Genomic DNA, 12,829 nt, shown 5'->3' with positions numbered 1-12,829 from the left:
CGTCCGCGATGAGGCGTTCGACGTGATCATCGCCAACCCGCCGTACGTCTGCTCCACCGGCACCGCCCGGCCGCGCACGCGGTCGCCCACGAGGTGTTCGCCGTGGCCGCCGCGGAGGGCGTCACCCTGGAGCCGTTCGACGCGTTCGAGCCCTCGGCGTACGCCGACGGCGCCGACCCCGGCAAGTCCGCCTCCGCGACCGACCGCCTGGTCGCGTGGCTGCGGACCCAGACCAAGACCCGCAGCGGAATCTGGCGCGACATCGCGGTGCGCCGTCGCCCGACGGAGGTGCCGACGCAGTACGGGCCCGTGGTCGCCGCCGCCGAACGGCACGGCGTCGACGTGCCCGTCCTGCGCCTCCTGCTCGGCCAGCTCGCCGAGGTCCAGGCCGACGCGTCCTCGATGAGCGAGTCGCGCATCGACCTGCTGGACGCCGCCGCGGCGAAGGGAACGGTGCGATGAGCGACCTGCTGGAGTGGATGCGCGCCGGCGCCGGGGAGATGCTCGGCGACCTCGGCGAGTACGTCCGGCTGGAGACCCCCAGCGACGACCTGGACCGGCTCGCGGCCGGGCGTGACTGGGTCGTCGCGTGGCTCGGCCGCCGCCTGGGCGCGCCGGCGTCCGTGCGCACGCACCCGGGCGCGCCGCACGGCGACACGGTGGTGATCGACTACCCGGGGAGCGGCTCCGGCCCCGTGGTGATCCTGGCGCACTACGACACCGTGTGGCCGGTGGGCACGCTCGCCGAGCTGCCGTTCTCCGTCGACGGCGACGTGATCCGCGGGCCGGGCGTGTTCGACATGAAGGCCGGTCTCGTGCAGGCGGTCTGGGCCCTGCGGGGCCTCCGCGCGGCCGGCCGGACCTGCCCGCAGGTACGCCTCGTGCTGAACGGCGACGAGGAGATCGGCAGCCCGTCGTCCCGCCCGGTCATCGAGAACGCCTGCCGCGACGCCTCCGCCGTGCTGGTCTTCGAGGCCAGTGCCGACGGCGCGGTGAAGACCGCACGCAAGGGCGTCGGCCTGTTCGACGTGACGCTGACCGGCGTCGAGGCGCACGCGGGTCTCGACCCCACCGCGGGCGCCAGCGCGATCATCGCGCTCGCGGAGTTCGTCCTCGCGGCGACCGCCCTGACCGACCTGGCGGCGGGCACGACGGTGAACGTCGGGGTGGCCGGCGGCGGCACCCGCCGCAACGTGACCGCCGGATCGGCCCACGCCGGCATCGACGTACGCGTCGCCGACGAGGCGGAGACACGGCGGGTGGAACGGGCGCTCACGGAATGGCGGCCGGCGGATCCGCGGGTGGGCGTGCGGCTCGACGGAGGCTGGAACCGCCCGGTCATGGCCCGCACCCCGGCGGTGGCGGACCTGTACGAGCGGGCCCGCGCCCTCGCGAAGGACATCGGGCTCGACCTGCGGGAGACGGCGGTCGGCGGTGCCAGCGACGGCAACTTCGCGGCCGCCCTCGGCGTCCCGGTCCTGGACGGCTTCGGAGCGGTGGGCGCCGGCGCCCACGCCCGCACCGAGCACGCCACGGTGTCGGGGATGATCGAGCGCGCCGCCCTGGCGGCCACCGTCATCGGCTCGTTCGCCTGACGCCCGACGCCTGCGTCCATCCGGTTTGGGCGGACGCAGGCGAGGACGAAGGCGGTAGCCTCCGGTAGGGATCCACCCTTAGCCGATCTGCAATATCCGGGTATTCCAGGAGGCATCCTTGCCCCGATCTTCGCTGCCGTGGGCCGTCGCGGGCCTCACCGCGCTGACCGTCGTCACGGCCTGCGCCCCGGCGGACAGCACCGGCGACGGCAAGGCGAGCACCTCGGCGACGAGCGCCGCGGCCTGCACCAAGGACAAGCTCAAGCTGACCAGACCCGGCACGCTGACGATCGCCACCGACAAGCCGGCGTTCGAGCCGTGGTTCAAGAACGACGATCCGGCCGGCGGACAGGGCTTCGAGAGCGCGGTCGCCTACGCCGTGGCGAACAGGCTGGGCTTCGCCAAGAACGAGGTGAAGTGGACGACCGAGTCGTTCGACTCCTCCTATGCGCCGGGCCCGAAGAAGTTCGACTTCGACATCAACCAGATCTCGATCACCCCCGAGCGCCAGAAGGCGGTCACCTTCAGCGACGGCTACTACGACGTCGCGCAGGCCGTGGTCACCGCCGACGGCAGCAGGTACGCGGGCGCCACCAGCGTCGGCGAGCTCAAGAGCGCCCGCATCGCGGTCCAGGTCGGCACGACCGCGTTGCAGGCGGTCCGGCGGCAGATTCAGCCCACCACCCAGCCGCGGGTCTTCAACAACCAGATCGACGCCATCAACGCCCTGAAGAACAAGCAGGTCGACGCTCTCGTACTGGACCTGCCGACCGCCTTCTACGTCACCGCCGCCCAGGTGAAGAAATCCAAGATCGTCGGTCAGCTCCCGCGGAGCGCCGACGGCACGGAGCAGTTCGGCCTGCTGCTGCAACGGGGCAACCCGCTGGTCGGCTGTCTCAACGTCGCCCTCGGGCAGCTGAAGTCCTCCGGCGAGCTCGCCCGGATCCAGAACCAGTGGCTGACCGCGTCCGCGGGCGCCGCGATTCTCAAGTGACGTCGCCGAGATGGCGATCCTGACATGACCGCGTCCGGTGCGAACCCGCCTGCCTGGGTGAAGAGCGCGCGCCAGCGCGAACGCGAGCGGCAGCGGAGACGGATCGGCCGCCGGTCCGCGTCCGTGGCGACCGTCTCGACGATCCTCTTCCTGGCCCTCGTGATCGGGGGGATCGTCTCCTCGCCGGGCTGGCCCCGGGTCCGGCAGACCTTCTTCTCCGTCGGCGAGATCCGTGACGCGTTCCCCGACGTGCTCCGCGGATTCTGGCTCAACGTCGAGATCTTCCTGGTCGCCGAGCCGCTCATCCTCGGCCTCGGCCTGCTGGTCGCGCTCGCCCGTGGCCTGACCCGCCCGGTCTTCTTCCCGCTGCGGGCCCTCGCCGTCGGCTACACCGACGTCTTCCGCGGCATCCCGACGATCCTGCTCGTCTACCTCGTCGGCTTCGGCGTGCCCGCGCTCAACCTGCGGGGCGCTCCCAGCGATCCGGCCGTGCTGGGCGGTGCGGCGCTCGTCCTGTCCTACGGCGCGTACGTGGCGGAGGTGTTCCGGGCCGGCATCGACTCGGTCCATCCCAGCCAGCGGGCGGCGGCGCGCTCACTCGGGCTGAGCCACGCGCAGAGCCTGCGCTTCGTGGTCCTTCCCCAGGCGGTACGGCGGGTCGTGCCGCCGCTCCTCAACGACTTCGCCTCGTTGCAGAAGGACACCGCCCTGGTGGCCGTGCTGGGCCCGCTCGAGGCGCTCCGGCAGGCCGAGATCCACTCCGCCGACACGTTCAACTACACGCCCTATCTGGCCGCGGCGGTGCTGTTCGTCGCGTTGACCGTGCCGCTCGCCCGCTTCACCGACCACCTCGCCGCCCGAGCCGAGCGGCGACGCGCACCGGGAGGCGGCACATGACCGAGCGCGGCGAGGGCGCACCTCCTGCGGTCACTCCCGCCGACGAAGGACTCATGACTCCGGACCCGGCCTTGCTCCGCGTGGAGAACGTCTGGAAGACCTACCGCTCTCAGCCCGTGCTGCGCGGCATCGACCTGGACGTCGCGCCCCATGAGGTGGTCTGCCTCATCGGCGCCTCCGGATCGGGCAAGTCGACCCTGCTGCGCTGCGTCAACCTGCTCGAGACCGTCGACGACGGCAGCATCTACCTGGACGGCGCCGAGATCACCGATGTGCGCGCGGACGCGGACCGGGTACGGAAACGCATCGGCATGGTCTTTCAGTCCTACAACCTGTTCCCGCACATGTCGGTGCTGGACAACGTCACTCTGGCGCCCATCCGCGTGCACAAGACGCCACGGGCCGCCGCGGTCGACCAGGTACGGGAACTGCTGGAGCGGTTCGACCTGGCCGACAAGGCCCAGGAGTATCCGGACCGGCTCTCCGGTGGCCAGCAGCAGCGCGTCGCCATCGTCCGTGCCCTGGCCACCCGGCCGAGCCTGATGTTGCTGGACGAGGTCACCTCCGCACTCGACCCCGAGCTGGTGACCGAGGTGCTGGGCATCATCCGCGAACTCAAGGAGTCCGGCATGACGATGGTGCTGGCCACCCACGAGATGGGCTTCGCCCGCGACATCGCCGACACCGTCTGCTTCCTCGACGACGGAGTGCTGCTCGAGACGGGCACGGCCGAACAGATCTTCACCGAGCCGCAGGAGCCGCGGACCCGAGAGTTCCTCCAGCGCGTGCTGGAGTCCGGCCGAATCTGAGCCGCGGGAGTCCCCGGATCGGCTCGCCGGACGCCGTCGAGGCCCTGGTACGGAGGCGACCGGGGGAGTGATGCCGCTCGCCGAGCACGAGGACAAGGCGAACGGCGTGTGGGCGCGTGCCGTGCCCGGGGCCGCGTCCGTCGGGCCGGCGGTGATCAGCGTCGCGGGCGATCGGACGGTCCGCCTGACCGATCGGAGCGACGGCACGCCTGGGACGCCTCCGAGGCCGTCCGTTGGGGCATGTCCGGCGGGCCGGAACGTCTGCTGATCGGCCTCGGGCCGGCCGAGATGTTCGGCTGCGCCGTGGACGGGACGCGTCGGCGGAGCCGACGTGGGCACCGGGGCTCTCGTGGCGGTCTGTGGTGCGGGACCGAGGCGTTCGCCGTGAGGGAGGGCATTACCGGGTTCGTCGCATATCGGGCCGCCGACGGCGAGCCGCGCGGCCTCGGCCGTGCTAACCGGGCTCGACGGCAGGCTGCTCGCCCTGGCGCGCGAGGACGCCGAAGCCCGGTTCGGCGACCTGATGACGGGGACGAGCTCCCGTGGCGCGAGAGTCCCCCTGCTGGCGTCGGCCGGACCGGATGACCGGTGGCTCCTGTTCCGTACGCCGACCACCGGCGAACGTCACGGCTGGACCCCGGGCGGGAGCCGACGGCAGGATCTGGGGCCGTCAGACCATGCGATGGACGTCGGCCGACGAGCGGTTCGGCGCGGCCTCCGCCGTCTTCGCCGGAGTGGTACACGGTGACCGGTACCGGCGGCGAGAAGCACCCGTCGTGGCTGTGGCGGTGGCCCGAGGTCGAACGCGTCGCCGACTCGGCCGCACCGACCTCGGCGGCGACAGCCTGTGGAACGGAGCACCCTGCGCGACCGCCCGGGCCGACGGCAGGGACGTCCTGGTGACCGGCGTCGTACGTGCCGCGCCCGCGCAGCGTGCCGTACGTCAGCTCGGTCGCGAGCGCGGCGTCGCGCCCGGTCAGGCCGCGTTCGCGCAGCAGGGAGGGCAGGAGGAGGTTGGCGTAGGCGTCGCGTTCGTCGACGGCCCGCAGGACGTCGAACGCGGTGCGGCGGACCTGGTCGCGCGGGCGCCGGGGGGCCGGCCGGCCCTGCCCCTTGCCTCGCCGGGGGCCGGTGGATCGCTGTGGCATCAGATCAGGACGTCGCCACCGCCGGGGCGGTCGGCGTGATTCCGAGCGCTCCGCCGGTGATGACGCAGCAGATCGAGTGGTGGGACTCGGAACAGATCTGGCGCCGCCACCTCGGCCACGGAGCGCGCTCGATCTTCGAGGCGACCGACAACCGTCGCGGGCTCGAACACCAGACCGGGACCCTGGACGACGGCGCACCGGTGATCGTGGTCAACGGCGGGCACGGGTCCTTGCGCCGGTCGCCGGTCTCGGGACACCGGCACATCCCCGGAACCTCCACCGAGAACGCGATCATCCGGGTCTACGACCACGGTTGGGCCGTGCTGGTCGCCTGGTACCACGACGCCCGGCGCTTCTCCCACCTGGACGACGGCGCGCCCTGCCAGGTACGACGTGCCGCAGGGCGCCGTCCTCCATCGGCGTCCCGCCCCGGTGGACGACCGCCCCGTCGTCGCCGCTCCGCGCGGGCACGTCCGGTGGGCTCCTCATGCAATAGATACCTGAAAGGGGCTATTTTGATAGCCGAGGCGGCTCAGCCGGCTCGTCTCAGCGGAGTCTCAAGGGGGGAAGGCCGCCATGCGAATCTCGGCACGAGCGGACTACGCGATCCGAGCGCTCCTGGAACTCGCCGCCGATACCAGCCGGCCGCTCACCTGCGAAGGCATCGCCCTGTCCCAGGAGATCCCGCACCGGTTCCTCAAAGCGGTCTTCCGCGACCTGCGCAGGGCCGAGCTGGTGCGCAGCCAGCGGGGCTGCGAGGGAGGCTACTGGCTGAGCCGTGACGCGGCCTCGATCTCGCTGGCGGCCGTCGTCGCCGCGGTCGACGGCCAGTTGATGACCGTGCACGGGGAGAGCCTCGGCGACCAGCGTTATCCGGGCCCGGCCGCCCGGCTGTCGGAGTTGTGGGCGGGACTGCAGAAACGGTTCGAGGACATCCTGGACAGGGTGACCCTGGCCGATCTGCTGGCGGACGACCCGCCCGAGCCCGCCGTGTCGCTGTTGCGCGACGCGGCTCTCAGCGTGTGAGTGGAACGGACATCGATGAGGAGGCCACTGGTGGCGGACGACTGGCATGGTGAGCTGCGGCACATTCGCGGCGCGGAGCTGACCGGAGAGACGAGTCAGACATCCGGCATGACCCGGTTGGAGGCGATCTCCGGCAAGACGGTGGGCTCGTCGAGGCTCTGGACCGGTAAGACCCTGGTGGCGCCCGCCACGAACTCCGGCGATCACCACCACGGTGAGACGGAGACCTCGATCTACGTCGTGTCGGGCAACCCGGTGTTCGTCTTCGCCGACGGTGAGAAAGAGGTGCGGCTGGAGACCGAGCCCGGCGACTTCATCTTCGTCCCGCCGTACGCTCCGCATCGCGAGGAGAACCCCGGCGACACGGAGGCGGTCGTGATCATTTCGCGCACCAGCCAGGAGGGCATCGTCGTGAACCTGCCCAGTCTGTGGGCGCCGGTCGACCGGCCATGACGGCCGGCGGTCCGTTGACCGTGGTGGAGTTCACCGACCCGGCGTGCCCGTGGGCCTGGGGGTCGGAGCCGAAGTTCCGGTGGCTGCGCGCCGCGCTGGACGGTCGCCCGGCGAGATGGCGCCGGGTCTTCGGAATCCTGTTCGACGATGACGACGATCCAGCGCCGGACCCCGACGCGGAGGCCGCCTGGTATCACCGGTACATCGCGGACATCGCCGAGCACACGGGGGCACCGTACGCGCCGCGGCTGCGGTGGGTGGCGCGGAGCAGTTGGCCGTCCTCGCTCGCGGCCAAGGCCGCCGAGGCGCAGGGCGCCGGGGTGGCCGCTTCGGTCCTGCGCCGGCTGCGGGAGACCACCTTCGTGCTGGGCACGCCCGCCGACCGCGTCGAGACCGTGCTCGACGCCGTCACCGGAGTGCCGGGTCTGGACCACGCGCGGCTCTCTCGCGACCTCGTCTCCGCGCCGGTGCGCTCCGCGGTCCGCCGGGACTGGGCGGAGACGCGGGAGCCGTTCCCGGAGGTCCTCACCGTCACAGGCCCGGGACCGCACCCGGGCCGGGCTAAGGAGGTCGGCGAGCGGCACCGGTTCGCCCTGCCGACCCTCGTCTTCACCGGCCCCGCCGGACGGGCGGTGGTCCCCGGCTGGCGGGAGCTCGGTGAGTACGTGGACGCCGCCGAGCGCGTGGCGCCCGGTGTGCGTCTCAGGGGCACGCGCCTTACCGCCGCGGAGCTCCTCGAACGCCACCGCAGTGTCACGGGACCGGACTTGGCCCTGCTCGCCGTATCGGCCGGTGCGCCGCCCGGCGCCGTACGTGTCGATGGCGCGGGCGGACCGGTCTGGCTGCACCCGTCCGAGGCGGCCACCCACCCCGCGCTCCGCGGCTGACCGGCGCCTCCGGGATGGCGCACGGGCAATAAGACATATTTAGGTAGCTATTGACAGGATTTGCGCTTGAAGGTGACGATAGGGACATGACTTCGACGCATCCGGGTGTGGTCTGCCGCTTCGTCGACTACCGGCGTACGTCCAGCGCCCTGTGTCGGTAGACGCCGGCACCGGGGCCGCCACCGCCGCCTGAGCCCCGCCCGCGCGACCGACGCCGTACGACCGTCTCCACCACGACCGTCCCAGCGCCGAACCCGTCACCGTCTCCCGATCTCACCGAGCTCCCGGAAACGCGCCCCGCGCCGCTCCGGTGAGTCGCCACGCCCGACGCCCCCGAGCCTGCCACCTCTCGGGTGATCACGACTGTTCACGAAAGGTGGACTCGACCTCCCATGAACACCGCTCTCCCCGAACCCGGCAGACGTTCCTTCCTGGGACTCGGCCTCGCCGCCGGCTCGTCGCTGCTGCTCGCCGCCGCCTGCGGTTCCGGCGGCGTGGCCGGCTCCGGCGCCACGACGGCCGGCACGCTCAAGTGGGGCTGGGACCTGCCCACGTCGTGGGATCCGGTGACGTCTTCGGCGGGCTGGGACGTGCACGCTCTCTCGCTCGTGTACGCCGGACTCACCAAGCATGACGACCAGGGCAACGCGGTTCCGGCCCTCGCCGAGTCGTGGAAGTACGGCGACCAGGGCAGCCGCGTCACGTTCAAGCTACGGCCGGGCCTGAAGTTCAGCGACGGCACGGCGCTGGACGCGACCGCGGTGAAGAAGAGCATCGAACGCGGCCGCGACGCGCCCAAGTCGCTCATCGCCGCGCAGCTCGCCGACATCAAGACCGTCAGCGCGCCGGACGCCACGACCGTCGTCCTCGATCTCAAGGCCCCCAACTACCAGATCCCCAGCCTGTTCGCCGGAAAGACCGGAATGGTGGTCAACCCCGCCGCGTTCGAGGGCGACGCGGCGGGACTGGCCACCAAACCGGCCGGCGCCGGCCCGTACACGCTGACCTCGTACGTGGAGAACTCGCAGGCGACCCTCAGGCGAAACCCCGCCTACTGGGACGCCGCCACGATCAAGGTGAACGACTTCCAGCTGTTCCCGCTGCCGGACGCCGCCACGGTGATCGCCGGTCTGCAGTCCGGCCGCTACAACGTCGCCCAGATCCCGGGAAACCAGGTCGCCGCGGCGAAGGCCGCCGGACTCGAGGTCCAGGTGATCCCCTCACTGGTGGTCGCGGTGCTGGACGTGAACATCACCAAGCCGCCGTTCGACGACCCGGGCGCGGTGCTGGCACTGAAGTTCGCGGTGGACCGCGCGGCACTGCTGAAGACCCAGCAGTTCGGCGTCGGCGAGGTCGCCTACCAGCCGTTCCCCAAGGGCTACGTGGGCTACGACCCGGCGCTGGAGGGCAGCTACGCGTACGACCCGGCCAAGGCACGCCAGCTGCTCGCCAAGTCCAAGTACGGCGTCGGAGCGCCGGTCACCATCACCGCCTCCGATCCCGGCAACCTGCCGCAGGCGCTCCAGGCCCAGCTCCAGGCGGTCGGGTTCAAGCCGACCATCGAGACGATCCCGCAGGCCTCGGCCACCCAGATCATCTACATCCAGCACTCCAGGGCGCTGGCCGTGGACCAGTTCGCCGGCCGCGACTCGACCGCCCAGACGTTCCAGGTGCTGTTCGGCGGCGAGGGCCTGATGAACCCGGGCCGCACCACGCCTCCGGAGCTCGACGCGGCGGTCCAGAAGATCGTCGAGACGTCGCTGGACGACCCGCGGTACCCGCAGGTGGTGCGGGCCGCGACCGCCGTCGCCGTACGCACGATGCCGAACGTCTTCCTGTTCACCGTGCCCCGGATCCTGGCACACACCAAGTCGGTGTCGGCGCTGCCGAAGGCCACCGTCGTCCAGCGGTTCGAGGGGGTCACGGTCGCGTGAACGCCCCGGATCGGAGCATCCGATGAGCGCCGTCGCGGCGGTGCCGCGGCCCCGCATCGCATCCGCCGAGAACCGGTGGCCGTCCGGCTGGGTCCGCAAGGTGCTGCGGATGCTGGTCACCACGGCCACGGTCTTCCTCATCACCTCGTTCGGCACGTACATGCTCGGCGCGCTGTCGAAGACCAACCCGGCCGCGGCCGTGCTCGGCGAGACCGCCACCCCGGCCGACATCACCCGCATGAACCACCAGTTCGGGCTGGACCGGCCGCTGCTGGTGCAGTACGCGACCTGGCTCGGCCACGCCTTCACCGGCGACCTCGGCTCCTCCTACTTCACGTCCATCCCGGTCTCCGCCAGCATCCGCCAGGCGCTCCCGGTGGATCTGGGCATCACGGGGCTGGCCGCCCTGTTCGCCGTGCTGATCGGGGGAGCGGCCGGGACCGCCGCGGCGCTGAAGAGCGGAGGACGACTGGACCGCTCGGTCACCGTGGTCTGCTCCGCCCTCAGCACGATCCCCGGGTTCGTCGTCGGCATCGTCTTGATCGTGGTGTTCTCCGCGACCCTGCGGATCCTGCCGGCCGGCGGGTACGTGAGCCTCACCACGGATCCGGTTCAGTGGTTCCGCTGCATGCTCATGCCGTCCTTCGCGCTGAGCCTGACCCTGGCCGCTCACATCGCGCGGCAGCTGCGCACCTCCCTGGTGGCCGCGCTGCGGGAGAACTACATCGTCGGGGCGACCGTGCGCGGTCTGTCGCGGCGGCGGGTGCTGCTGCGGCACGCGCTGCGCAACGCCCTGGGCCCCACGCTGGGCATCCTGACGGTCGGGGTGCCCGCGCTGCTCAGCGGCTCGGTGCCCACCGAGCGGATCTTCAGCCTGCCGGGCGTCGCGTTGCTGACGCTCCAGTCGTCCGAGCGGCACGACGTCCCGGTGATCCAGGGGACGCTGCTGGTGACCGTGGCCACCGTACTGGTGTGCAACCTGGTCCTCGGCGCCCTGCTCGCCCGGTTCACGCCGCAGGCGAGGAGGTAGCCGTGGGTACCCTCCGCAGCGCCCTGCGGTTGCCGTCGGCCCGGTTGTCGGCCGTCCTCCTGGCGGTCGTGACGGTGGCCGCGGTGTTCGGTCACCGGCTCGCGCCACTCGACCCGCTGGCCCAGGATGCCGCCCACGTGCTGTCCGCCCCCGGTTCCCATCATCTGCTCGGGACCGACGGCCTCGGGCGCGACGTGCTCAGCCGGCTCATCGCGGGAACCTCCTCCTCCATCGTCGCGACCCTGGAGGCCGTGGGCACGGCGCTGGTCGTCGGCATCACCCTCGGTCTCGGCTCGCTCTGGCTGGGCCGGGGGTACGAGTGGACGTCGCTGCGCTTCGTCGACGCGCTGCAGACCCTCCCGTACGTCGTGTTCGTGGTCGCCGTGGTCGGGGTGCTCGGCAACGGGCTGACCCAGGCGATGCTCGCGATCGGGCTGCTGTACTCCCCGATCTTCTTCCGGGTCAGCCGGGCCGCCTCGCTCACGCTGCTGCGGGCCCAGTACGTCGAGGCGGCCGAGCTGTTCGGCGCCGGCCGGCTGTGGATCCTGCGCACCCACCTCTGGAGCAAGATCCTCCCGACCATCGCGGTCACCGCCGCACAGGTCGGTGCCGAGTGCCTCCTCGTCGTGCAGTCGCTGAGCTTCCTCGGCATCGGCGTACAGCCGCCCGCGCCCACCTGGGGCGGCATGCTGGCCGACGACCTGGGCTTTCTCGCCCAGCAGCCGTGGGCGCCGCTGATCCCCGCCCTCACCATCATGATCACGGTGGGCGCGCTGAACGCCATCGCCGACGCGATCAGCGACAGCGCCGACCTGCCCGTGGACGCCCAGCCCGGCTCCCCTCAGGAGGTGCCCGATGCCGTCGCCGTCCGCTGAGACCCGGGCCCGGCCCACATCCGCACCGGACGCCCCGCTGCTGCGCGTCGACGGCCTGCACGTCACGGTCGGCGACGGCGCCGCCGAGGCCGTACGCGACGTGTCCTTCACCGTCGGCCGCGGCGAGTCCGTGGGCCTGGTCGGCGAATCCGGGAGCGGCAAGACGCTGACCTGCCGGTCGATCCTGGGCGTGCTGCCGAAGGGCTGCGCGGTCAGCGCCGGCACGGTCGACCTGGCCGGCGTCGAGCTGACCGCGCTGACCCGCCGCGAGTGGGACGGCGTGCGCGGCCGTACGCTCGGCGCGGTCTTCCAGGACCCCGCGTCGTACCTCAACCCGTCGATCACGGTCGGCCGCCAGCTCACCGAGGCCCTGCGGGTCGCCGCCCGGCTGCCGAAGGACCAGGCGCGTACGCGCGCCGTCGAACTGCTGGACGCGGTCGGGCTGCGCGACCCGGAGACCGTCTACCACCGGTACCCCGACGAGCTGTCCGGCGGCATGCTGCAGCGCGTCCTCATCGCGATCGCGATCGGCGGCGAGCCGGACCTGCTGATCGCCGACGAGGCCACGACGGCCCTGGACGTCGTCGTGCAGGCCGAGGTGCTGGACCTGCTCGCGCGGCTGCGGGCCGAGCGCGGCCTGTCGCTGTTGCTGGTCACGCACGACCTCGCGGTCGTCGCCGAGACGTGTGACCGGGTACTCGTGTTCTACGCCGGTGAGCTCGTGGAGTCGGGGCCGACCGAGCAGGTGCTGCGGTCGCCGGCCCACCCCTATACCGAGGCACTGTTGCGCGTCGCCGCGCCCGGCTCGGTCGAGGTGCTGTCCGGCCAGCCGCCACCGACCGGCGCCGCGCTGCCCGGCTGCCGCTTCGCCGCCCGCTGCCCGTACGCGGACGAGCGCTGCGCGGCCGGGCCGGTGGAGCTGCGGCCCGCGGGCGAGGGCCGTACGGCCCGCTGCCTACGGATCGAGGAGGTGTCATGACGCTGCTGGACGTCGACGGGCTCGGCGTCTCGTACGGCCGCGGGTCCGGGCGGGTCCTGTCCGACGTGAGCCTGAGCGTCGAGCCCGGGGAGGTCGTCGGCGTGGTCGGCGAGACCGGCTCCGGCAAGACGACGCTGGTCCGCGCCGTGGTCGGCCTCGTCCCCGCCGAGGCGGGGCGGGTCACCTTCGACGGCACCGAGGT

The 12,829-nt window shown here is 72.2% G+C and carries 13 protein-coding genes and 1 pseudogene; 13 read left to right on the top strand and 1 reads right to left on the bottom strand.

The features are described from left to right. Window positions 1-48: 48 nt before the first annotated feature. From ACFFNX_RS26490 to ACFFNX_RS26470, 5 genes are all read left to right on the top strand, one after another. Complete coding sequence (locus ACFFNX_RS26490) at window positions 49-462, top strand: ketopantoate reductase family protein (protein ID WP_378207803.1); 414 nt, start codon at window positions 49-51, stop codon at window positions 460-462. Further along, complete coding sequence (locus ACFFNX_RS26485; RefSeq protein WP_378207797.1) at window positions 459-1,595, top strand: M20 family metallopeptidase; 1,137 nt, start codon at window positions 459-461, stop codon at window positions 1,593-1,595. The genes ACFFNX_RS26490 and ACFFNX_RS26485 overlap by 4 nt, the downstream gene beginning before the upstream one ends. A 118-nt stretch (window positions 1,596-1,713) precedes the next feature. Next, window positions 1,714-2,589 (top strand): ABC transporter substrate-binding protein, encoded by an 876-nt coding sequence (locus ACFFNX_RS26480; RefSeq protein WP_378207794.1) that lies wholly within the window; start codon window positions 1,714-1,716, stop codon window positions 2,587-2,589. Between the two features lie 24 nt (window positions 2,590-2,613). Beyond that, window positions 2,614-3,486: an amino acid ABC transporter permease gene (locus ACFFNX_RS26475; RefSeq protein WP_378207791.1), complete on the top strand. Its 873-nt coding sequence runs from the start codon at window positions 2,614-2,616 to the stop codon at window positions 3,484-3,486. 53 nt (window positions 3,487-3,539) lie between these two features. Continuing rightward, entirely contained in the window at window positions 3,540-4,295 is a 756-nt protein-coding gene (locus tag ACFFNX_RS26470; RefSeq protein WP_378207800.1) for an amino acid ABC transporter ATP-binding protein, read from the top strand. Window positions 4,296-5,200: 905 nt separating this feature from the next. On the opposite strand, the pseudogene ACFFNX_RS26465 reads toward ACFFNX_RS26470, so the two are convergent. Beyond that, window positions 5,201-5,443, bottom strand: a pseudogene (locus ACFFNX_RS26465) (transcription antitermination protein NusB); the annotation flags it as partial. 576 nt (window positions 5,444-6,019) lie between these two features. On the opposite strand from ACFFNX_RS26465, the gene ACFFNX_RS26460 reads away from it, so the two are divergent. From ACFFNX_RS26460 to ACFFNX_RS26425, 8 genes are all read left to right on the top strand, one after another. Beyond that, a complete protein-coding gene (locus ACFFNX_RS26460; RefSeq protein ID WP_378207788.1) occupies window positions 6,020-6,469 on the top strand; it encodes an RrF2 family transcriptional regulator in 450 nt (149 codons plus the stop codon). Between the two features lie 30 nt (window positions 6,470-6,499). Beyond that, complete coding sequence (locus ACFFNX_RS26455) at window positions 6,500-6,922, top strand: cupin domain-containing protein (protein ID WP_378207785.1); 423 nt, start codon at window positions 6,500-6,502, stop codon at window positions 6,920-6,922. Beyond that, complete coding sequence (locus ACFFNX_RS26450) at window positions 6,919-7,809, top strand: DsbA family oxidoreductase (RefSeq protein WP_378207782.1); 891 nt, start codon at window positions 6,919-6,921, stop codon at window positions 7,807-7,809. The genes ACFFNX_RS26455 and ACFFNX_RS26450 overlap by 4 nt, the downstream gene beginning before the upstream one ends. Before the next feature lie 392 nt (window positions 7,810-8,201). Then, window positions 8,202-9,743, top strand: a complete 1,542-nt coding sequence (locus ACFFNX_RS26445; RefSeq protein ID WP_378207779.1) for an ABC transporter substrate-binding protein — start codon at window positions 8,202-8,204, stop codon at window positions 9,741-9,743. Window positions 9,744-9,765: 22 nt separating this feature from the next. Then, complete coding sequence (locus ACFFNX_RS26440) at window positions 9,766-10,773, top strand: ABC transporter permease (protein WP_378207776.1); 1,008 nt, start codon at window positions 9,766-9,768, stop codon at window positions 10,771-10,773. 2 nt (window positions 10,774-10,775) lie between these two features. Continuing rightward, on the top strand, window positions 10,776-11,648 hold the full coding sequence (locus tag ACFFNX_RS26435; protein ID WP_378207773.1) for an ABC transporter permease: 873 nt from the start codon (window positions 10,776-10,778) through the stop codon (window positions 11,646-11,648). Then, complete coding sequence (locus ACFFNX_RS26430) at window positions 11,629-12,627, top strand: ABC transporter ATP-binding protein (protein ID WP_378207770.1); 999 nt, start codon at window positions 11,629-11,631, stop codon at window positions 12,625-12,627. The genes ACFFNX_RS26435 and ACFFNX_RS26430 overlap by 20 nt, the downstream gene beginning before the upstream one ends. Then, the coding region (locus tag ACFFNX_RS26425; protein WP_378207767.1) for an ATP-binding cassette domain-containing protein at window positions 12,624-12,829 on the top strand (206 nt) is incomplete at its 3' end. The genes ACFFNX_RS26430 and ACFFNX_RS26425, both read left to right, overlap by 4 nt.

The sequence above is a fragment of the Actinoallomurus acaciae genome (assembly GCF_042429965.1).
GTDB classification, from domain to species: Bacteria; Actinomycetota; Actinomycetes; order Streptosporangiales; family Streptosporangiaceae; genus Actinoallomurus; species Actinoallomurus acaciae.
The sequence above is the reverse complement of the archived record's forward strand: the minus strand, read 5'-3'. Positions and strand labels throughout refer to the sequence as shown.